This window comes from Pelagicoccus mobilis (genome assembly GCF_016595505.1).
GTDB classification, from domain to species: Bacteria; Verrucomicrobiota; Verrucomicrobiia; order Opitutales; family Opitutaceae; genus Pelagicoccus; species Pelagicoccus mobilis.
Genome location: NZ_JAENIL010000004.1, coordinates 193,554 through 216,928 on the forward strand (window position 1 = coordinate 193,554; position 23,375 = coordinate 216,928).

General features: G+C 51.2%; 11 protein-coding genes. All 11 read right to left on the minus strand.

From position 1 onward, the window contains the following. Positions 1–319: 319 nt before the first annotated feature. Positions 320–4,213, minus strand: a complete 3,894-nt coding sequence (locus JIN87_RS03300; RefSeq protein WP_200354093.1) for an ATP-binding protein — start codon at positions 4,211–4,213, stop codon at positions 320–322. 163 nt (positions 4,214–4,376) lie between these two features. Further along, positions 4,377–5,864, minus strand: coding sequence for a sulfatase family protein (locus JIN87_RS03305; RefSeq protein WP_200354094.1), 1,488 nt, complete (start codon positions 5,862–5,864; stop codon positions 4,377–4,379). 49 nt (positions 5,865–5,913) lie between these two features. Next, on the minus strand, positions 5,914–7,458 hold the full coding sequence (locus JIN87_RS03310) for a sulfatase family protein (protein WP_200354095.1): 1,545 nt from the start codon (positions 7,456–7,458) through the stop codon (positions 5,914–5,916). Positions 7,459–7,471: 13 nt separating this feature from the next. Further along, positions 7,472–8,863: a hypothetical protein gene (locus JIN87_RS03315; protein ID WP_200354096.1), complete on the minus strand. Its 1,392-nt coding sequence runs from the start codon at positions 8,861–8,863 to the stop codon at positions 7,472–7,474. Between the two features lie 422 nt (positions 8,864–9,285). Beyond that, complete coding sequence (locus JIN87_RS03320) at positions 9,286–10,758, minus strand: arylsulfatase (RefSeq protein ID WP_200354097.1); 1,473 nt, start codon at positions 10,756–10,758, stop codon at positions 9,286–9,288. 14 nt (positions 10,759–10,772) lie between these two features. After that, complete coding sequence (locus tag JIN87_RS03325) at positions 10,773–13,250, minus strand: glycoside hydrolase family 2 TIM barrel-domain containing protein (protein ID WP_200354098.1); 2,478 nt, start codon at positions 13,248–13,250, stop codon at positions 10,773–10,775. Positions 13,251–13,287: 37 nt separating this feature from the next. After that, positions 13,288–15,531 (minus strand): hypothetical protein, encoded by a 2,244-nt coding sequence (locus JIN87_RS03330; RefSeq protein ID WP_200354099.1) that lies wholly within the window; start codon positions 15,529–15,531, stop codon positions 13,288–13,290. 257 nt (positions 15,532–15,788) lie between these two features. Continuing rightward, positions 15,789–16,310, minus strand: a complete 522-nt coding sequence (locus JIN87_RS03335) for a hypothetical protein (RefSeq protein ID WP_200354100.1) — start codon at positions 16,308–16,310, stop codon at positions 15,789–15,791. Next, a complete protein-coding gene (locus JIN87_RS03340) occupies positions 16,310–17,749 on the minus strand; it encodes a sulfatase family protein (protein WP_200354101.1) in 1,440 nt (479 codons plus the stop codon). The genes JIN87_RS03335 and JIN87_RS03340 overlap by 1 nt, the downstream gene beginning before the upstream one ends. Further along, positions 17,746–20,871, minus strand: coding sequence for a GH116 family glycosyl-hydrolase (locus JIN87_RS03345; protein WP_200354102.1), 3,126 nt, complete (start codon positions 20,869–20,871; stop codon positions 17,746–17,748). Before JIN87_RS03345 ends, JIN87_RS03340 begins: the two co-directional genes overlap by 4 nt. Before the next feature lie 4 nt (positions 20,872–20,875). Continuing rightward, complete coding sequence (locus tag JIN87_RS03350) at positions 20,876–23,374, minus strand: glycoside hydrolase family 2 TIM barrel-domain containing protein (protein ID WP_200354103.1); 2,499 nt, start codon at positions 23,372–23,374, stop codon at positions 20,876–20,878. Position 23,375 lies beyond the last annotated feature (1 nt).

A 23,375-nucleotide genomic window follows, 5' to 3' on the forward strand; every position in this document is an offset into this window, starting at 1 on the left:
AGCAGTTGTCAGCGTCCATCCGCCTAACGGTTTCCTCGTTGTGCGTTTCATGGGGTACTCGGCATGCACTGCTCAGTTTTCTGTATCCTCCTTACTCTAATCCAATGGCCTCAATTCGGGTTATGAATTTCGAAGCAATAACTTGATTCGGTGAAGCAAGCGCGCAAAGCGCTCCCTTTCTTTCTACACGCCAACAACTTAAGACCTCTATTATTCTCGTAAAAACAGCACCTGAACGCATTTCCTATGCTCAAATTACGAGGAGCAACACGACCCCAAACTCGTCAAAGCCACAGATCGACAGTCGCACCGTTATGGCCTACTCTCCGGTCGAATCTTTGTAGCGCGCGGCGAACTCCGAAGGTGGCACTCCAAACTCCGCTTTGAATATTCGACTGAAGTAGCTGAGGTCCAAAATCCCTACGAACTCCAAGGTTTGCGAAACCGTGACCTTGCCTGATTTGAGCAGCTGAGCAGCTCGCTTGATTCGAAGGCTGCGTATGAAGATGTTTGGCCCCTGATCCACCAGAGCTTTGAGCTTCCGGTTCAAGGTCGAGCGACTCATCCCCATTGCAGAAGCGAACTCCCCTACGCCAAACTCGCTATCCCGCATATTGTCTTCCACTACCTTGATCGCCTTTCTTAGGATCGTCTCATCGGCAGAGGTCACCGTAAGTTCTGTTGGCTCGACCGCCAACTTCTCCGCAAACAGTTTCCTCAACTGACGACGGCTCTCCAGGAGGTTCTGAACCCTCGCCTTTAGCTGACGCAGCTTGACCGGTTTCGGGAAATAAGCGTCCGCTCCAGCTTCGATGCCTTCTACGCTATGTTCCTCCGCGCTCTTCGCGGTCAGCATGATCACGGGAATGTGCGAAGTGTTAGACTCCGATTTAATCTTACGACACAACTCGAAACCATCCATCTCCGGCATCATGACATCCGTGATGATCAAGTCCGGGTTCGCCTCATCGGCAACGCGGAATCCTTCCGCGCCATCCGCCGCTTGCAGGATCTCAAACTCCTCGCCGAGCTTAGATTTCATGAAAAGGAGCAGGTCCTCGTTGTCTTCAACTAATAGGACACTCGATCGCCGTTGCCCCTCATCGCTAGCTCCTGAGCTTGCCTCCGCTTCCTCGGCCTCATGCTCCAGCTCAGAGACGGATCCCCCATCTTTCGAAAAGCGATCCAATGGTAAACGTACAGTTACACGAGTACCTTTCTTGCCAGGGTGAATCGGCGAATTGAAACTGATTTCGCCCCCCCACAAGGCTACCAACTGGTTCACCAACGCGAGCCCGATCCCAAAGCCTCCACTCTTATCCAATTCTGGGCGCACACGATAAAAAGGTTTCGTAATCGCATCGATCTCGTGAGGAGGAATGCCAATCCCGCTGTCCTCGACAACGAGAGTACCCATATGATCTCCCTCAAACTCCGATACATTAAACCCAATGCGAATCGCCCCTCCCTCTGGCGTATACTTCACCGCATTTGTAAGCAAGTTGTCTACGATCTTTTGAAGCTTATCTCCATCGTAAGTACATTCCCAATACGGCGGGTCACACTCCAAAGCTAGCGACTGTCCCTTCCTCTTCCATAGAGGCTCCTCCGTCATCACAGCATCCTTTACAAAACCCACAATCTCGCCGCTCTCAGGACGATACCGAGCCTTGCCTAAATCGAGCTTCCTAAACTGGAGCAATTGATCTACCAACCCTTGCATCTTGCGGGCGTTTCGGAGGGCGAGTTGGAGCAACCCCCGTTTATCTTCAGGTTTACCCTCCTCTTCCAGCAGGCTTTCAAGCGGGCCTACGATTACCGACAAAGGATTCCGCAATTCGTGGGAAATGTTGGTAAAGAAATCCAGTTTAAACTCCTCCATGGCAATCGCGGCCCGGACTCTAGCTTTAAAGAGAGCTACCAACAAAAACACGAAACCGCCCACGGACGTAATTACCAGAACGATAAACCAACCTCGCTTCCACACAGGTGGCACGACATTCAAAGTCACCACCGCAGGCGTCGAATCAATGTTCCAGTCGCGATCTCGTGCCCGCACTTCGAATACATGATTGCCACTCGACATATTGGGTATCGCTACACTCGTCTTAGTAGAAAATGCAGACCATGGCTGGCCGTTCATTCGCCATGAAAACTCAATCTCATCCTTCGGGGTGAGCGACCACGAGTCACTGCCCTCCCAGGTTACGACAAGCGGACTACCCTCGGGCACACCATTCGCATATTCCAACAATTTCGTTTCCGGAGGAGCACGGTCAGCTTGATAGCGCACCGAACGAAATTCAGCTTTATGAGCAAAGTTTTTCTCCCTGAGCATCAACCAATCCCGGTGACTGTTGGTGAACCACAAAGAGCCATCCACACCCTCCCGAAGCGTCCCTCCCTCTCTTTGAAGCTTAAGATCCTTTAAGAAGCTCGGTTGCGACCATCCCTTACCATCGTAGCGACAGACACCTTCCGCAGTAGCCGCCCAAACCCCTTCGTTACGCTTGCCTTCAAGCATGTACACTACTTGGTCGCTCGCCAAACCATCGACCTTTCGAAACAGGTCCCAATCGCTTCCATCGTACCTGTAAACACCGCGTCCCCAGAGAGCAGCCCATACCTGATTCTCCTGATCTACGAGTAGATGATCGATCCATTTGCGCTCAAACTGCTCAAACCTCTCTTCTCCAAATATCCGATTCCCAGAAACCTTAGCCAAGAAGTTTGCTCCAACCCAAAAGCCATCATCCTCACGCTCTACAATGGTAGCTGATCGATACGGAAAAAGCGGAGACTCCAGGTGCGAACTACCGTAGCGCCCGTCCTCTTTCCGAAACGCAACCACTCCTCCCTTGTTGCTTCCCGCTCCACTACCTTCGGAGCCCGCTCCAAAAAGAATTGCTCCTTCTGTAGATTCTAGAACTCCCAAGTGGCTAAATCGCGTCGACACCCCTGAAAACGATTCCTGACGCCACGAACGCCCGTCGAAATACGAAACAGCAGCCTCACCATTCTGACTCCCTGACGCCCAAACAGTCCCGTCGCTCGATACAATCACACGATTCGGATACTCAATCACCCCATCCTCTACACCGTAAGCAGTCCATTGATCCGACTTGCGATCCCAAGAGATCACCCGCCTATCGTAGTGGATAAACCAGCGCACTTGATCATCGGTTTCGTGCTGAAAACTTAAATACTTAAAATCCCCCCATCTTTCACTTGAAAGATCCACAACGAACGCATTCGAAGTTCTCCCCCCCAACAGCAATCGCCCCCCAGACAATTGAGTCATATACGGGTAGGAAGTCGGCAGACTCAAATCTTCCAGTTCATACAAGTTAAGTCGCCCATTTTCCAACTGCGCCATTCGACGTGGAGACAGAAACCAGAGCTGATTCGCTGGAGCCTCGGCAACAACCGTACCCCGCACCGCGAAACCATTTTCGCGCAAACCAGCCACACCAAAACGTTTCTCGTAGTTCACGAATCTGTAGCAGTGATCATTCTCGTCCGGATTTAGAACCCAAACCGCACCGACAGAGTCGAGCAGCATCTTGGTAGGCGTGTTGCGAGCACTCTCCACATTGATTGATCGAAGCAATCGCAATTCTCCCGATTCATTTGTATTCGTTTCGAATATACGAACCTCTCCACTTCGATCATGGGCGACCCACAAGGCTCCATTCGTATCCACCAAGGTTGGCCCGACTTGGGAGAATCCAGAATCGAATGCGGTTACGTCCTTCCCTTTGCATCGAATCAGCCTATCATTAACTCCAAACCAAACGGCTCCTTCGAAATCCTCGCAAAAAGTCTCTAAACTACGGTCATCGCTCGTTTCCTCCCAGAGTACCGTCCACTCGCCGGCATAGAATGAAGCGGCAAAGTGTTCTGTAAGACAGTAGACAACACCAGCCTTTGAAACGTAAACATCCTTAACACCTCCCACTTTTTGGCCTCCCCAGGAGTAACGCTCCAAGGTAGAACCGTCGTACCGTGCGAGCCCTTCTTCACCGGCTAGCCAAACACTGCCATCTGGAGCTTCGGCCGTGCAACGTGTCTCAAATCCCGCAGTCGCTTCGATCTCAACCCAGCGCCAAGGATCCTCAATCTGTACTTCTATTTCGGGCACGAACGGCTTCGCCCCCAACACGGTGACAAAGCCAACAACCACCCACCAACGCATCCAAACAGAAATCGTCATTACCGCTCAGTTAAATTCCCCAAGGCACGAAACCACAGCGACGGGATCCGCTCATCCGCAATTGCCGCCACGGCATAAACAGGATCCAGCCAAGAATCGGGACAACTGTCAGAATTCGTCAGATAAATCATCTGTCCAATGCCAAGCCGATTTCTCACGCCTGTCAACGGATCGGAGCCGTCTTAACAGGTGGGGACATCTCCTTTTTCCATCCGCGATATAGCTTCGTCAGTTTTTCCACCAACTCAGGATGTTGATCCACGAGATTCACGCTCTCAGCGGGATCGACCTCGATATCGTAAAGAAACGTACCTTCAGGGAATAAAACGGGGTCTGATCGAACCGCTTTGCCATCTTCGGTTAATCTGAACGAGTCCAACTCACTTTTCTTAGGCTTTTCACGATAAGCAAGTCGCCACTTCCCGTAGCGCACAGCCCAGCTGCTTTGCCCATCGTCGAAGACGAGTTTTTCGTGCCCTGACGCTTTCGGATTCTCAATACACTCAAGCAGGGAAATCCCATCTCGATCTCCAATCTGACTGCTCCCACTCAGGGCTAACAAGGTTGGGAAAATGTCCATTGTGGAAACCAACTGAGAGCGCGTCACGTCCTGCGGCAAATTCCCCTTCCACGCGAAGATCAGAGGCGTACGCACCCCGCCTTCCTGCAAGGTGTACTTGAATCCGCTGTAAGGTCCATTGTCTGAATAGGTATTGATTGTGCCACCGTTGTCTGAACTAAAGACGATGATCGTGTTCTCCAGTTCACCTTTGGATTCCAATGTATCCAATATTCTAGAGATAGCCTCATCCAAAGACGCCAAAGCTGCAAGATATCGGAGGCGACCATCAGGATCGACTTCGCCCAGCCATCCCCATTTCTTGTGCCACTTTTTCCAGGCCATTTCTTCAGGATCCCAAAACGGGAACTGTTCAATCCCGAATTTCTCCAATTGCTTCGGATCACCCACATAGGTCGGATGATGAACAGCATTGTAGTTGAGTCGGAGGTAATAAGGACGTCCATCGCCCTCACGGCCCATATATTCAACTGCAGCATCAGTCAAAACGTCGGTAATGTATTCATCCTCATACGACACCTTCTCATCTCGCCCACGTGTCAAGGGACCAATCGTCGCTTGTCGCGCATTTTTCTCCCCGTACTTCTCTACATCCTTCTCGCTTAAACGCAGGTAGTCATGCGTATGATGAATAAACCCAAGAAACTCGTCGAAACCGTGATCCAATGGATGATAAGCTTCGCCTCCATTGTGATGAGACTTTCCGATCATCATGGTCCGATAACCATTAGTCCTCAACGCTTCTGGAATCGTTACCTCACGATGCGGTAAACCGCCTTCACTGAACCAATAGTTGCCCCAGCGCTGCTGGTAGCGACCCGTAATCAGGCCCGCTCTCGCAGGACTACAAACCGGTGCCGTCGCATAAGCATTGTCAAAATGGATCCCCAAAGATCGCAAACGATCGATTCCCGGGGTGGATACATCTTCCGGAGCAAACGACTTAAAGCTCATATCAGCGAAGCCCAAATCGTCCACCACGATGTTAATAATATTTGGACGATCCGATGCGCGCGAAAAACTCACAATAAGCCCCAAGGTCATCGCCCCTATTAAAATCAATTTTCTCATAACAAAAATTCGTCGATCCGCGTTCATGCAAGAATTACCCATTCTGCAACTACATCTTCTTCTTTCCATGTTTCTTCATGAAGGCTTTCGTCTTTACGAGTTCACCGGCCTCTAGCTGTTTCCAAACCTCAGGATACTCTTTCTGCAAGACATCGCGAACTTGATAAGCCGCAAGAGCCTCCTCAACCTCACGTCTCCCTAAATCCTCTAGGCCGTAGTCACGGTGCTCCGCCAACCACTTTTCCTCGTAGCCTCGCATGCGCATAAGCACCTCCGAATAGACCGGATCCTTCGCTAAATTCCTCATTTCATGTGGGTCTGACTTAAGATCGTACAATTCCTCCTTCGGCTTACGTTCCTGAAAGAAGACTCGTTCTTCTTCGCTAAGACGCCCGTTTCGATCTAGCTCGCGCATAACGTGAACAGCTGGGCGATTGAGATCCAAGTAAGCCTGCCCTGCATCCCACGGAACTTCCGGCATATAGTTCCTAATATACTTGAAACCATCCGCCACGATACTCCGAGAGCAATCATCGATCTCATCCCAAATATCACGAGCGGAACGGACGTATTCTCTAAACTCTGGATTCTCCACCCCAAAGACCGGACGAGCCGTCATATACTCCGGTATTTCTGCCCCTGCGAGGTTCAGTATCGATGCAGTAATGTCGGTAACACTCACTAGTTCTTCCACCACTGTACCCGCTTCAATGATACCAGGCCCCCAAACAATCATTGGAACTCGAATACCTGGCTCATATAAATACCCCTTTCCCCGCAAGTTGCACCGACCGTTGTCGCCGATAAAAATCACCACCGTATTCGAATCCATCCCTTTGGATTCCAACTCATCCATCAGCAAGCCGACCTCGCCATCCATGTACTCGATCGTATCCAGATAAGTCGCCCAGTCCGCTCTGACCTCCGGTGTATCCGCGTAATAGGGAGGCAAATCGATTTCATCGAGCAACACTGGCGACGGCGCCTTGTTTCGTACCTCATTCCACCAGTCCCCCCGGTGCGTGACGACGAGCTGGATCTGGTTAAAGAACGGTTGGTCCGCCTCTGTATACTCAAGCCTTTTGTCGAAGAGCCCAAACTGCTTAACACCATCATACTCACCCAGCATCTTGGTCTTAAAGTTGCAGTCGATCTTTCCTCCCTTGCTCATCACTAGATTGCTTCCAATAATATTGGTGTATCCAGCTTCCCTGAGCCAGTGCGTCATCGGTTTATAAGGAGCCGGCAGGGGAACATTGCGATTGCTCCGATGGTGTTGCGCTCCGAACTCAGTCTGATCCACTCCCACCATCATGGCAGAGCGATTTGGTGAACAAATTGGACTCGGGCAATAAACGCTCGTGAAACGCGCGCCCTCTTCGGCGAGTCGATTCAGATTGGGAGTCTCCACTCCTTCCATCCCATAGCATTCCAGGTCGGCACCGATATCTTCAGCCATCAGCCAAATAATATTGGGCTTATCTTTTCCGTAGGCTTCGCACTCGCCCAATCCCATAACCCCGACCACCCAAAATACCGCAATCGCGTATCCTCTTTTCAATACATCAGAGACGTTCAATTTCATATTATTCATATCCCTCACTCGCTTAGTTCGTAGCTTGAAAGCCGCTCACGTCTTTCCTCATCGACTGGACTGATACCGTATCCACTGGATCCCGAAGGATAATCTTCGCGAAACTCATTGCTGGCAACTCGACTTGCACAGTTCCTTTGGAGGCAGTGAACCGGCCCTGAGTCAGCTCCGCATAGCCATCCTTAGATTCTACAAGGAACTGCAGAGCGACTTCCTTCGCCCTAGCTCCGCGCATAGCGATTTCGCAGGATTGAGACTCGACTGTCTTGTTCAGCAAATACAACAGAATCGCTCCGTCCTTACGTGCTGCGAAACCATGCACACTCTGAATCTCTGTTTCCACAGTGTGAAGAAACTGGCCGCCCTGAGCATCGGCCAGCAGAGCCATCCCTAGCCCAGCTGGATTCACTCGGTAGTCGTTTTGCTTATCCAGAACACCATCTACCGTACCCCGGGTCAGATCCCAAAATGCGGTCATGTCCCAGTTGCCAATTAATAGTTCCATCAAGAACTCCGTCACCAAAAGCCCCTTTTCGTAGCGAGGGAAAGAGCCGGCATAGCTCTTCTTCCCAAACCCGTATTCGTTGTTGGCTATCAGCAAGTCCCTGCCCATGGATGCCGCGATTTCCCTGTATTCATCCGCCGCATCTCGCCAGCGACGGCCTCCCTCTTTCCGATCGCCATTCTTGCGATCCCTTAACGGCACCTCATCCAACCACTCTTCATAGGAGGCTGAAGGAAGGTTCGGAGAACCGCCAAACGGCCATTTGCCATGAGCTTCAAGTCCATCTGCTGTGCCGCCATCATTTTCCAGAAACGCCCTTATCTTTCTTTCGGTCGGATTGTTGTCGTTCCAGAAGATCCTGATTTCCGGATCCTCAGCCTTCATTCGTTCAGCGTACCTGCGAAAGACCCGAGCGTACCCTTCCGGCCCTCCATGCTTATACATCTCCTCGTTGCCGATGTACCAAAATCCGCCGCCAAAGCCACGTTCCTTCACGTAACGCACCGAACGAACCGCCTTCTCGATCATTTCCTCTTCCACCCCGTGCACGGTGCCAAGATAGGAGTTCACTCCAATCAAAGGCGTCATCCCTGTCGCCTCCACAAAGCCGAGATATTCATCCAAACTCATCCACTCGGTCTCAGATTCATTCAGACTGGCATCGAATTCCGGTGACAAGGGGTCCTCGAAAGGCTGTCCAGTCGGAGCTTCCCAATCCCAATATTTCACCGTAGATCCACCTGGGAAACGCGAAGTCGAGAAACCGCTTTTCGACACCCATTCCGTAAAAGCCCCCTCCTCGAAAACATGATCAGGCGTGAACGTGTAAACCTGATGCAGGCCAACGAGGTGAGGACTTATCTCATGACCCGAACGGTCGACATCGATCCTTACACTCAATGAGTCGCCGCGTAGCAGATCGCCCCAAAAAACAAAGAGCAATGCACTCAAGAATCTCCCCCAAAGAATGCGATCGCAATAGGCAATTCGGGTAGGAGTATTTGGGAAACAAGTCATAAGTCTGAACTCAAACGGAGGTATCGAAATCGACCATCGGTCGGATCCCCAAGAGTGACAGATCCCCCGTAATCCGGGTTAGGAAAATCGAAGCACGTACTTGTTTATTCGATGCAAACGAGTCGTAAGTGGACCTATCGGAGCATTGCTCACGCCCCAGCAATCTGAATCCAAGATTCGGGCTCGCCTGCGAAAACAAGAAGGCCCAAAGCATAACGCCTTGGACCTAGCAGTAGGAATCATCCCACTCAAACGGTGTCCTCCCTACGTGGGGGAACGCCCGAAAAAACTCAGATGACTGTCACCTATTTCTTGCCCGCGTCATAGGCCTTGTAGTCCTTCGGATTCGGGAAATTGAATTTCGGCTCATCTGAAGGCACCCGGGCCTTTTTGATTAGCTTAGCCAAATCCCGGGCGATCTCAGGATAGGAGGAGGCAACATTTCGCGTCTCCCCAATATCCTCCGCCAAATTGTACAGCTCCATAGGAGAATTCGGCTTGGTCGCAACATTGTAGCGAACCGCCTTCCAGTCGCCTTTCCGCAACGCGACCCGTCCACCCTTTTCATGAAATTCCCAATAGAGGTACTTGTGCTGCTCCTGTTGGCCGTCTCCGAGCAACGTTGGCAACATCGACAAGCCATCGATCTCCGCAGGAACCTTCGCTCCAGTCATGGCCGCGAACGTGGGGTACATGTCCCAAAACGCGGAGATGTGTTCTGATGTCTGTCCCGCAGCAACCTTGCCCGGCCAATAGGCAACCATCGGCACTCGGATGCCTCCCTCGTACAAATCGCGCTTCGTCCCTCGCAACTCGCCCGAACTGTTGAAGTAGTCTGGATCCGCTCCGCCCTCGCGATGGGCACCGTTGTCGGACGTGAAAATGATGAGCGTATTCTCGGCAATCCCGAGTTCTTCCACTTTGGCGCGAATCTCGCCAACTTGATGATCGAGCAGGTCAATCATAGCCGCAAAGGCAGCGTGGCTCTCTGGTTGCGAGCCATAAGGGCCTTGGCGGAAAGTTGGCCCATCGTCCACGCCATCATAGTCCAGCTCGGGCAGCAGTTTTCCGCGATATTTCTCCATGTATTCCTCCGGAGCATACAATTCCGCATGTGGAATAATTGATGGTACATAACAGAAGAACGGCTGATCTTTGTTGTCTTCGATAAACTCAAGAGTCCGGTCGTGAATGATTGTGGGAGCGTAGGTGCCAGTCTTGTTACCTGCGTTCTTCTCCAGAATAACCTTCTGATCATTGTCCCATAAGTGGTGCGGATAGTAGTGATGTCCGAGACGTTGGCAGTTAAAACCATAAAAGACATCGAACCCTTGATTGAGCGGATCGCCCTCGCTTCCAGGAAAACCAAGCCCCCACTTTCCAAAGGCACCTGTCACGTACCCCACTTCTTGCAAGGCTTCAGCTACCGTCACCCACTCGCCCCTCAAGGGTTCTTGTCCCTCAGGCTGGATCTCCTTGTTTCCCCGGACCTGAGTATGACCGGTATGCAAGCCTGTCATCAAACTCGACCGCGAAGGAGCGCAAACAGAACTTCCCGAGTAATGCTGCGTAAAAAGCATGCCCTCCCGAGCCATTCGATCAATGTTCGGTGTTTCGAACTTTTCCTGACCAAAGCAACTCAGGTCACCATACCCTAAATCATCCGCCAGAATGTAAATGATGTTGGGAAGTTCCGATTTTCGCTCACTTGAAAATCCCGACTGCACCAACACCAAACTCGCAAAAAGCAAGGAAGTTAAGCTTCTAAATGTATCCATTAATCTATTCTTTTCTAATTATAGTTTCGTGTCACTTCAAACGCGGCAGGTTCTTCCGAGACAACCGTGATGCTCGCTCGCTGAGACTTCAACCCTTCACCGGAAACGACGAGGTCGATCGCCCCTTCCACATCCCCTGCTTGAACAAACGCAACAAGCTTGCCCCTAAAGGCCTTTCGACTGGAAACCTTATGCGGATCCAGGTCCAGAATGTCTCCGTTTTCGACTCCGATCAGTCGACCTGGTCCTGAGATCGCAACTTCTACACGATTGTCAGCAAGCGGCACGCAATTCCCTTTTGCATCGCAGATTTCGATATCAACACGCACGACATCTTTGCGATTTGCTCGCACAATCTCCTTATCGAGGGCAAGCGTGACGCTCTTAGCAGACTTCGCAGTACGCACAGATGTTACCGCAACAGTCTTTCCGTCTTTTCTGGATACAAGCCGAAGACTACCCGACTCGTACGGAACCATCCAAACCGTATCCTTTCGCTGGTCAACCGCTTGCACGCCTAGAGACTCTCCGTTCAAGAAAAGCTCAGCCGTATCGCCGTTCGTGTAGCCAACAACAGGAATTTCGATGCCTTCCTTACCTGGATGGGTCCAATGCGGCAAGATGTGGGCCATTGGCTCGTCGCTCCAAAGGCTCTGGTACAAATAGTAGTGATCTTTCGGAATTCCGGCCAAATCGATGATCCCGAAGTTAGCGGTCCGGGCGGGCCAACCAAACGACTCGCCAATGTAGTCGAATGCGGTCCAGCGGAAGTTTCCGGTGTAATAGTCATTGTCGAGAACTCGCATCCACTCATCCCTTACACCGATCCTCACAATGCTATTATCATAGCTTGAGTCATATTGCCGTGGCTCATCGACAAACACTTCCTCTTCGCTCAAATCAGGAATCTTGTAAACGCGGTCCTCGATCGAAGAGAATTTCTTTCCAATCTCCCAAGGAGCCGGATTGTCGCGAACACGGTACCAGGTCTTGGTACGATAGACGCCTCTAGTTTGTAGCGTATGTGTAATTTCAGTACCGATAATCGTTCGTTCCGGAAAATCCTTCCGATACTTTTCGAAGGTTCCGCGAAACTCGCCGTGGCCATTAAAACCGGCAATGTCAATGTGAGGACCTGCGTATCCACGCCCTTGGGTCACAGGACGTGTAGGATCCAAATCCTTAACAAAGTCCACTAGACGCTTTTGCCACTCCTTCGTGTACCCATGGACCTCATTTCCAATACTCCAAATAATGACACTCGGATGGTTCCGGTCCCGCTTGATGAAATCCTCTAAATCCCGCTCCCACCATTCGTCAAAGTAGTGCCCATAATCATGTGCGGCCTTTGGCTTCCCCCAACCATCGAAAGCCTCATCCATCACCAAAAAGCCCATCTCATCACACATATCGTAGAACTCAGGGGCGAAGGGATTATGCGAGGTGCGAATCGCATTACAGCCCATATCCTTAAGTAGCTGTAAGCGCTGTCGCAATACATCGAACGGAACCGCAGCACCCAATGGGCCCGCATCATGGTGCATGCACACTCCTTTTAGCTTTGTGGGAATACCGTTCAGTGAAAATCCCATGTCTGCGTGAAACTCGAAATCTCTGATTCCGAAACGCGTTTCGTACGCATCGCGCTGCTTTCCTTTCTCGATTATTCTCGTTTCCGCAACGTAAAGAGCAGGTGAATCGGGCGACCACAAATCTGGCTTTTTTAACTCAACACGAGGATCGAGCACCTTGCGCTCACCTGACTGAAGTTTCACTTGCTCTGAGGAACTAGCGACGAGAGTTCCAGACGGACTGAAGACGTTTGTCTCAACAGTGAGCTTTCTCGTTTTTTCAGATTCGTTTCGAATCGAGGTTTCAACTGTTACAGTGCGAATGCCCGTTTTCTCACTACGCTCACTCGTAATGTAATGCCCCCATTTTTCCACGCGAACGGGATCCGTAATCGTCAGTCTCGTAGAGCGGTAGATTCCAGACCCCGTATACCAACGCCCACTTGGCACCTTCTTGTTGTCAACGCGAACCGCAATCACATTCTGCCCGGGCTTCAAGTAGGGAGTAAGATCGTATCCAAAACTGATGTACCCATAGGGACGCTTCCCAAGGTGCTTGCCGTTGATCCAAACATCGCTGTTCATGTAAACGCCGTCGAACTCTATCGAAACGAGTTTCCCATCCCACTCCGAATCGTAATCGAAAGTCTTTCGATACCAGCCAATACCAGCTGGCAAAAAGCCCATCGCAATTCCGCCCGGATGAGATTCATCATACTCCCCTTCAATCGACCAATCGTGCGGTAGGTCCAACAAACGCCATCGGTTGTCCGAGTACCCAGCAGTGTTCACTTGTTCATGATCGCCTAATGCAAATCGCCAATCGAAATCGAACACTTGAACCTCGCGAGCCAGTCCTGATGAGAACAACATCACAAACAGCACCGAGTATCCTATTTTTAAATACTTTAAGAATTTCATAGTTTCATTCAAAATCGTTCGTTTTCTAAATCATCCCTCAAGGCTTCACTTCTATACGAAAGAAAGAAGTGTCTCGTTCCAATTCAGCTGCCGACGACATGCCTCCGGGCATTCCCGATACCGGTTCCGCAACAGCTTCCCAATCGTTTGGCGTGAGAGTCGAAGACTTCATTAAGCCATATTCCCTACCAGTCTCTCCGAGCCACTTGAATACCATCCCCTCAGCCTCACCTGGAAGACTGGCGCCTGTGATCGCTATATTGTCTAAGCCTCCCGAAGCCGACTCCCCGCCTGGCGTTGAATTAGAGACTACGAGCCGGAAAACAGCTCTCTCGCCATGCGCCAGGACTCGATCGCTAAGGCTTTCGAAGGACCAATCAAAATCGTAAAAGTCGCCGGCCTTCTTTCCCAAGTTCGGAAGGCCCTCAAAGCTTAACAATTCTGTCCCCCTAGGAAGGTTCGACAGATCCCCGTCAACATATTCGAGAAAAACATCCTTTGGCGAAGCCAACCACCATGGAGCATAATCGAAATGAACCTCATCCAATCGTAGAGGCGCACCGGAGTCGTTCACGACTTCGAAGCTGATATAATTCTGCCCTTCGGACATTCGCACGGAAAAGACGCCTAAATCCGTATTAGCTCCATCGATACTTTCTCCGTAGTTTCCATCGGTTGATCCCGCTGTACCATCAATCTTAAAATAGCGCCCACCCAGCCATGCCTCAACTCCCGGTACAGACCGATCTGGAGCGCCTGCCGATTTCTCCCACGCAGCAATGACTCCGTTTGGAACTGCAACCGATAACTCAGCCTTCAGATCTGGAACAAGCGGTTCCTCGACCGCAGCGTAGCCCAGCCCTATCATATTTACCGAGTTGGCCTTAAGCGTCGTTTTCAATGTCGAATCCACTTCCCACAAACCGATCCGTTCCAAGGCGCCCAATCCCTTCCCTCCATCGTGAAAGCGCCAAGCTTCGGAAACATCTGCCAAACCGTAGCCATCAAGATCAAAGGAAACAGCTTCATCCGTATCGTTCTTGTTTAACAAGTAGATTAACAGCTCTCCTGACTCCCCTTCCAACGCAACGACATGGATGCCCTCCTTGCTTGAATCAGTATCCACCACACTTTTTCCAGCCGCCTTCGAATACAGCCACATCCAAAGCACCGTCGCATTGGCTTTTCCCTTGTGCACGACATGCTTGTCGTTACTCGAATCTACCGAAGGGACCCCAAATGCCCAAAGCATTCCGATGTCCAATCCTCCTTTGATGAACTGCATCTGCATCTCGGACTGCATCAGAGCGGTACGAAATTTGTTGTGGTTCGTATCCGTCTCCCAAGGACCGGGAGCGATATTCCATTCCATGATGGCAAGTCGGATATGGGGATACCCTTCGTCGACGAAATACTTGTTGGCCGCTTCTACTGAGTCTTCGTAAGTCTCGCTGCCCTTGCGTGTCATCGGCCTCTGGGACTTCCAAATATCCCAACTTGCAGTCGCCCACTGCCAGTAATAATGCACATCCACAAAGTCGATATTGTGTCCCGCGATGGGCAGCATCTCTTGCATGTGATGCCTAAAGCTCGGTCCCGTAACGTCGTTGTGCGCGTTCGCTATAAGCTTCGCGTCCGGGTAAGTCTCCTTAACTGCAGCGGCATACAAATTGAAAGAATGCGCGTAGCTGGCCGCATCCCACGACTGACCGTCATTATTGTCATCGCGGTTGTAGTTGTTGCCCTCCTGAAAACTCTCATTGTCGAAGTAGATGTACTTCACATCATAGCCCTTCGACTTGCAGTAGATCATCAGCTGTCGAGCTTCCTCGACGCCTTCAGCCTCGCGATCCCACTCCTTACCCGAGCTCATGTTCACGCCAAGCATGATTTCGGAACCCGTCTTATCAATAAGAGCCAAGTACTCGTCCAAATCCATATAGTTCGAAGCAGGTTGGTCTTTCAGCTCTCGGTCATAGTCCGGGTCCCAATGATCCAACCATCCTTGCCCGTTTAAATCATCCCAATGGTAAAAAGTAACCAAAGTCCCGCCCGGCCAACGCAAAGCCCCAAAGCCGATATCCTTCATGATATGGGCGACTTCCTCGCTTCCATAAACGGAATCAGCATTCCAAGAATAGATTAACCCCGTTCCAAGAACCATGTCCGTAATCGGATGTTCCTGCGTATCAACATCGATAGATACAGACGTATCCGCGATCAAGATACCAAACGGAATCAAGCAGAAAGCGAACAATCGGATTGTGGCACTTAACCTCATTTCAATTCCGATGCGATTCTGAAGCCGACAGAGCTACCACTCCCATTCGCCGGATCATCAATTCTCTCTTTAGTACTACACCGGTCTCTGTGCATATTCCAGCCCCTCTCGAGATTAGAACTTCCACTAAAAGACACAGACAAGTCGCAGGCCGACAAAAACGCTAAGGCCAAAAGCGTAAAAGCTTCCGCACTCTTGTTGAGAGTATGACTGTCGCGAACTGATTGCATACGAAATAAGCGGACTGCGCTCCGCGGCTACTTTTCCATCGCCTTTCTCAATGCATCTTCCGCTTCACTGCTCCAGTAACCACAGTCGAGCCGCATAAAAACCGATGTGTATGGAAGCGTTAGATCCGTCTTGATTAAAACGACCCGAAACGTTTCGCCAGCAGCATCGAGTTCGTTGATGATATCCATGTGTGGTAAGGTTTCGACAGTTGCACCGTCCAAGGCGGCATTTAGTCGCTTTCGAAAATCACCGATTCCCGGGGCGTGTGTCTCATCGACATAATTCAGTTCGGTGTCGGTGAAAATGACAGGACGTACGTGCGTTTGTTTTGAAACACTTCCCAACACCTCCTTCACGACCTCAACGTGATCTCCTCCTGCATAGACTGTATAAATGCCAGGTGCAGTTTGCAATGGGTACGCCGAATCAGCGACAACGACCCAGTTGCGATGTCCTAACAAAGGTAGTTCATCCTCGAGTCGCTCTTTCCATTCCGAAGCGTTAACCATCCCGGCAAGGAGGAGAAAAATACATAATCCGATTTTCATTACAGCTTCTCTCCTTTCCGAGAGGCAGCCCAGTCCTTGTATTCAAGAATCCCAGGCCGTTTCGGAGCGCTGTCGTAGAATCGAGCTGCGCTTCCAATCCGATCACAATCGCCAAGTTCAGAACGAGCGGATTCAACCTGCCGCAACAAGCGGTCAACAACTTCCGGATACATGCTAGCGACATTCGTCGTTTCCCCAATATCCGATTCCAAATCATAGAGTTCAATCTCCTTAACCGCATCGATAGAGAGCCGTCTCCACTTCATCCACTTCGGCTTCGCGACGCGGGGAAGCACCAACTTCCATTTAGCATCACGAACAGCATGCAACTGCGTGTAACAGTAGTAATAGAAATACTTGTGCGGAGATTCCACAACTGTACCAGTCAGTAACGGAGTCAGATCTTTGCCATCTATCCGCAACTCCCCAGGCAGATCAGATCCAGACAATGCTGAGAAAGTAGGCAACAGATCCATAAGCGTTATCAAGGCATCCGAGGTTTGTCCGGCTTGAATTATATTCGGCCACCGAATGATGCACGGCACTCTTGAACCGCCTTCCCACGACATCGCTTTAGCGCCACGTAGTGGGTCTGCACTGCCCGCATGATCGCCAATCTTTTCATGGATCCACGGCCCGTTATCCGAGACGAAAACCAGCACTGTGTTCTCATCCAAATCCAGTTCCTCAAGCGTATTGAGGATCTGACCAAGGCTCCAGTCCAGCTCCTCAATTACGTCCCCATAGAGCCCTCCTGCTGACTTGCCTCGAAACTTGTCCGACACGCCCAGTGGAGTGTGCGGCATATTGTGAGCGAGGTAGAGGAAGAACGGCTTGTCCTGGTTTTCGGTAATGAACCGTATCGACTCTTCAGTATACATCGTCGTCAACTGATTCATTTCCTCCTGCTCTACCGTTTCGATGAAAACTTCTCGATTACGCATGACCGAAGTCCGTAACTTGGTATCCGTAATCAGTTTGGTATTACCGTTGTACTTAGGAGTACCAAAGAAATAGTCGAAGCCTTGGCTTAGGGGATCTCCTTGCGTTTTCGTTTCGCCCGCATGCCATTTCCCGATAATCGCGGACGTGTATCCAACTTCTCGCAACACTTCTGGTATCATCAACTCCTTGGTATGCGGGATCGTGTGAAGCCCCTTTGTATTACCCGGTTCGCCAATACGGATCGGATAACTCCCCGTCATCAAAGCCGAACGACTGGGGCCGCATAGAGGAGCAGCCGAGTAGGCGCTGGTGAATCGCACCCCCTCTTCTGCCAGGCGGTCGAAGTTCGGGGTTTTCAGGTTCGGCGCCCCATAGCAACCAACATCGTTGTACCCCTGATCATCCGTCAGGAAGACAATGAAGTTCGGCTGTCCCGCATAGAGTACGGGCAGCAAAACAAGAGATAGTAGAAGCTGAAAAATCCGTTTCATCATGATACCTTATCTGACTTGAACAAAATGTTCAATCGCTGCCCTTCCTTCAGCTCTACATCTCTACTCAAACTTAACACGGTACGCCCTTCTTTTATCTCCGTACTGCATGGGACATCTATTCCGTTCAGCGAAACGCTAGCAGTGCCAGCCTTGGCGCCTTCCGGCAGGCGGAGAGTCACAGTACGAACGTCCAATACACCGTGCTCCACTACGAGTTCCGCATTCATCGCGTCACCATTCTGCTGTTGGCGATAGCTGCCCCAGCCTTCCGCCGAGGTAAAAGGCGCTTTGAAATCCTCTGGGGATACACGTGGATCAAATCCAATTTGCTTGTCGGGACCATGGTATTCAAAGCCACAGGCCGCAAGAAAGACTCCGTAACTTGCCGCCGCTCGTGCATAGTGGTCCGAACACTCGATCTCGTTGTAGGGGTTTCGCTTGGAGGGATTGTAGCGATCGTGGATGGTGCGTGTAATCGCTAATCCTTTCTGTATAAGATCAGGCTCGCCCTCGAAAACCATATGCGAAGCGACTTGGTACTCGAACCCGCTCATGCATTCGTTGAAGTACATCGCCGACCATGCGTACTTCGCGTTTACACCGAGAGCTCGAGTGTAATCCCAATCAGGATACGGGAAGGTGCACATCAGCAAACCACCTTCCCCCGGAACCGCATACCAACGTCCCGGCTTGTTTTCCAAACGCCATTGGCTAACATCGGTAAGAAAGTTGTGATCCCAGAGTTTCCGCAACGCGCTATGAGCTTCCTTAGCGGGCAACACGCGATCAAGCCCCACCTGAAACGCCCAGCTCTGTCCAAAAACCTGATCAATATGGCAACCCGTACCCGAGTTGACACTAGCCGGGTGACTCGGATCCACACGGTTGATGAAGTATCCACGTTTCGGATCAAACAGTCGCTCTACAACGTTGAGTGATCCTCGTTCAACCAGTTGGCGACACTCGTCCGCGAATTCATCATCTCTCATTTCGTGCGCCAACGCCTCTCCGGCCTTTACTGCAGCCAGATAGTGTCCGCTGAGCCAAGCCACCTCCCCGTACCAAGCGGAATCGAGCGTATTGTGTTGGGGTCCATCCAAAATTCCGTCGGAGTCCGTATCATGATGCATGAGCCCCTCTAATGCGAATTTGCACTTTGGCCAAACCCGCTTGAGGAAGTCTGAATTTGGCGACATCTGATGTTCCCGCAAAGTACGTAGCACAATGCCTGCCTGTCCGTCCACAGCAGACGCGTTGTTTACTCCCCGGAAATCGATCATTCCCGTTTCCAGATCCTGAGCGTATCCAAAATCCGTGACTTCTCTCAGGTTTCGCTCTAGCGAAGGAAACAAACGTCCAACCCCTTGGGCATATCCCCAGACGTGCGTACATGTGCCAGCACAGGCCCCGACACCTTCCCAGGCCCAAAACTGACCGTCGTCAAAGATCCAACTATTAGCCGTCTGAAGCGTATTCGTCGTCAGCAACGTGCGATCCATGAACCACTCTGGCAGAGTCGAATCGTACCATACCCTTGTCCACTTTTCCGTGTTGCCCTTTAGACGGGCAAAATTCTTTGCCGTATACAGAGCAACCGATTCGGCATCTACAAAACGCGTCGAGTAATAGTTTTTCTCGTCCGGAAATCCCCATAGTTTGTAGATATTGGGAAAATTCCAACTGATCGTAAACGTGACCGTCTTGGATTCGCCGGGTTGAAGAAGCACTTCACTCTCCCACCCTGGGATGCCATCATATTCGATCGCGGAAGCGGAGGCATCCATGACAGCGAGAGCCATTGACCCGAAATCGCCCGCTTCGGCGAAACTCAACTCCGCATCGGGTTCCGTATCCGAAAAAATGATATGATCGACTCCGATGTTCCCCCAGCTTCCTGAGGCACTATCTATTACTTCGATATGAGCTTTGCGTCCCTGCCACTCTCTTAAGTCGAAAATAGCTGCCTCCATGGCATTGGATTCCTTACCGGTCGCGCTTCGCACCGTCTCGCCATCTACGATAAGGTTCAAGCAAAGCCGTTTCTCATCCATTCCCCCTCCGATCAGAAAGTGGAGATAGTCACGATCGATCGTAAATGTCGGGCTGATTAGCTTCCCAAGCGACTCGTCCTTTTCGGCAAGCGTCTTGCCTGGAGCGGAAGCGTGCGAATTAGCAGTCCGTTCTCCTTCCAACTTGAGACCTCCCATATAGTCGGGGACGTTGTGCTTATGAACTGGAAGCGTACCAAAGGCGTCTCCTTCGACTTTCCACGTCCCATAGGAGTTTACCCCTTCAAAACTCTCGAAAACGATGTCCGGACGTTTATCCGAAGCCTTTCTCCCTTTCGGAAGTACAGCACTGTGCTGCAGCAATCTTAGCTCCGAATGTTCCGAAAACTCACTCTTGAGCTCTACGCCATGCGATTTTCGGGTATGCAGCCCAACCGCGTTTTCGAGCCACCCCGAAAGGGCAGCCGTCACTGGTTGTGAGGACGTGTTGCGCAGCGTGTACTCCATCACAGTGACCGGTAGAGCGGAGTCGTCTAATTCCAGCGGCGTGAAGGGCGAAAATGCGCGTAGCGAAACATCTACCGGCGTCTTAGGATCGCGATAGCTGACGGTTCCGATTGGCCAGTCGCCACGAAACTCAACTTCCGCCCAGTGCTTCTCTTCGAAACGCTGGAGCCGATCGCCAATTCTCAAGCCGAAGCCTTGTTCGAAACCACCAGGATCACGCTCTGGCGTAGGAGGAGAGATATAGTTGGCCCCATCTCGCTCCTTCAACAAAGCCCCCTTGTGCTGCGATTGATAGCGTACTTCAAGCTCCGGCGGAAGCTCCGCCTTATTGGCAACCACACCTTCATGAAACTGATTGAAGATATCCCAGACGAAGAGACGACCGTCCCCGCCTAAATAGACCGTACCACAACCGATGCCACCAACAGGCATCCCGATGTATTTCAAGGTGCCGTCTTCCTTAGATCCGACAATCTTCGTATCCAAATCCCCACCCCGATGAGTGAGCGACTCAATCCATTGGGAATCTAGATTCTTGTCACCTAGACCCATTGCTCCGGCATAAGCCGTCGCCAACAACCCAATACCTATCGACGGGAACTTCACGTTTCTATTTAGCCAGAACAACAATCTTCTCGCTCTTCAGGCCCTGGGATTTGGCCGTGAGGCGGATCTTGCCGCGTTCGCCCGCCTTCGAGCGAATGACCACGAGAGCCAATCCGTTGAAGACCTTGCGTTTTGTCGCTTGGAAGGACTCGTGGTTCGTCGGGTCGCCATTCCCGACCGCAATAATCTCACCGGGACCGTCGATCGTATACTCAACCGAATTATGCGAGCGCGGCACCATCTGCCCCTTTTTGTCAGATACCTGAACGGTCACAAAAGCGAGATCCTGCCCATCGGGATTGATCACATCCCGATCCACCGAAAGCGACAGTTTAGAAGCCTCGCCAGTAGTTTTCATAACTGCATCCGCCCAAGGCTTGCCGTTCTTGTAAGCAACAACCTTTAACACGCCAGGTTCGTACACCACATCGTCCCAACGCAACCTGTATTCAAATTCTCCCATCTTCCTGCGGCCAAGCGATTCGCCATTGAGGAAAAGCTCCGCTTCGTCGCCTGAAGTATAAACATGTACGGGAGTGACTTTCCCAATACGCTCTTCCCAGTTCCAATGCGGCAAGATGTGAGCCATTGGCAGATCCGGACGCCAGCGAGCCTGATACAGGTAGAAGCGATCCTTCGGGAAGCCACACAGGTCTACGATTCCAAAGTACGAACTACGAGGAGGGATGTTGCCTCCGAGTTTCTCCAGTTCCTTTCGCATCTTTTCGCGCTCTACTGGATCCGTGAAGTTCAGCAAATTGGTTGTATCCTTATTATAAGGAGTCGGCTCGCCAATATAGTCGAAGCCCGTCCAAACGAACTCGCCGAATATCTGTGGGAATCGATCCAAGGCTTCAAACTCGACATCCGGCTTGTAAGCCCAAGGCGGGGCTGCGAGGTCGTAGCTACTCACTTGGAAGTAACCACCATTGCCTTGGTCCTTCTCGTCAACGACAGGGAAGAAATACTCCCCGCGAGAACTTACGCATGATGCGGTCTCGCTTCCATAGAGAGGGATATCAGGATTACGCTCAATAAACTGCTTGTACACGCGAGCGTTCTCCTTGGCTTTGTAGTTGTATCCAAATACATCCTGCGTCTTTTGAAACCCATTGAAGCCGGACTTCTCGTTATTACAGCCAGCGCTCACCGGGCGAGTCGGGTCCTCGTCATGCACGATATCTGTCAGGCGCTGCGACACCGCTATGCCAGCTTTATTGTTCTGTTCTTTGATCTCGTTCCCGGTACTCCACATCACCACACTGGGGTGGTTACGGTCGCGTTTGATCATGGCTCGCAGATCCTTCTCGTGCCACTCCGGAAAGAATCGGCTGTAATCGTTTTCCGCCTTGCCCCTACCCCAAACATCAAAGGCCTCGTCTTGTACCAAGATTCCCATACGATCGCACAGATCGAGCAACTCCGGAGCGGGCGGGTTGTGAGCAGTACGGATGGCGTTGCAGCCCATCTCCTTCAAAATCTCAATCTGACGTTCAATAGCTCGCGTATTGATAGCCGCTCCGAGAGGTCCGAGATCGTGATGCTGACACACCCCCTTCATGAAAACCTTCTCTCCATTTAGGAAGAAGCCTTCGGGTTTGTACTCAATCGTTCGAATACCAAAGGTAGTCTCAACTGTATCCACTACCACACCCTTTCGCATGACCTGCGTCTTCAGCGTATAAAGATTAGGACTCTCGAGATCCCAGAGCTTCGGGTTGGCTATGATCAATGTGCTGTTTGCACCTGAGGACTTCACTCCCGTTTCGATCACTTCATGAACCACCTCGACGCCATCATCGGAGCCACGGACTTCAGTCTCGATTTTCACCTCGGCAGATTCAGCCGAAATTTCCGGAGTCGTAATATAGACTCCCCAATGGTCCACGTGAACAGGGTTGGTTTTTACCAAGCGAACATTACGATAGATACCGCCCCCTGGATACCAACGGGATGACTCAGGTTTGTTGTCGAGCCGTACAGCAATCACGTTCTCACCACCAAAGTTAACAGCATCGGTAAGCTCGATACGAAAGGACGCGTAGCCGTACGGCCAACCACCGACCTTCTCTCCATTGAGATAGACGGTGCTATCGCTCATCGCCCCATCGAAATCTATGTAGATTCGCTTGCCGACATCCTCATCGCTTAGCTCGAAGGACTTTCGATACCAGCCTATTCCAGCCCACGGTAGCTTGCCCGTTCGATTTGGCAGGTCCTCTCGAAACGGACCTTCGATACCCCAGTCATGCGGAAGGTTGAGTTTTCGCCAACCTGCGTCATCAAAGGACGGTGCCTCTAGACCAGTCGGCTCCGCCCGTTCGCTTCCATCCGGCATTGGACCAAAGCGATCAAAACGCCAGTCCGCATTGAAGTTCGAGACCTCTCGAGCTCCCAGCAAGGATGTCGCCAAAACAAGGATACCGGCTAAGCCAAACGTTCGTCCAATGAGCCGACATCGAGCCCAGCCGGCACCTTTTGTGCGTGTAGGAAAATTCTTCATA

Excerpts from the sequence above, each read along its gene's own strand:
- JIN87_RS03300 (WP_200354093.1), bottom strand. The coding sequence starts at position 4,213 with ATGACGATTTCTGTTTGGATGCGTTGGTGGGTGGTTGTTGGCTTTGTC.
- JIN87_RS03305 (WP_200354094.1), bottom strand. The coding sequence starts at position 5,864 with ATGAGAAAATTGATTTTAATAGGGGCGATGACCTTGGGGCTTATTGTG.
- JIN87_RS03310 (WP_200354095.1), bottom strand. The coding sequence starts at position 7,458 with ATGAATAATATGAAATTGAACGTCTCTGATGTATTGAAAAGAGGATAC.
- JIN87_RS03320 (WP_200354097.1), bottom strand. The coding sequence starts at position 10,758 with ATGGATACATTTAGAAGCTTAACTTCCTTGCTTTTTGCGAGTTTGGTG.
- JIN87_RS03325 (WP_200354098.1), bottom strand. The coding sequence starts at position 13,250 with ATGAAATTCTTAAAGTATTTAAAAATAGGATACTCGGTGCTGTTTGTG.
- JIN87_RS03330 (WP_200354099.1), bottom strand. The coding sequence starts at position 15,531 with ATGAGGTTAAGTGCCACAATCCGATTGTTCGCTTTCTGCTTGATTCCG.
- JIN87_RS03335 (WP_200354100.1), bottom strand. The coding sequence starts at position 16,310 with ATGAAAATCGGATTATGTATTTTTCTCCTCCTTGCCGGGATGGTTAAC.
- JIN87_RS03340 (WP_200354101.1), bottom strand. The coding sequence starts at position 17,749 with ATGATGAAACGGATTTTTCAGCTTCTACTATCTCTTGTTTTGCTGCCC.
- JIN87_RS03350 (WP_200354103.1), bottom strand. The coding sequence starts at position 23,374 with ATGAAGAATTTTCCTACACGCACAAAAGGTGCCGGCTGGGCTCGATGT.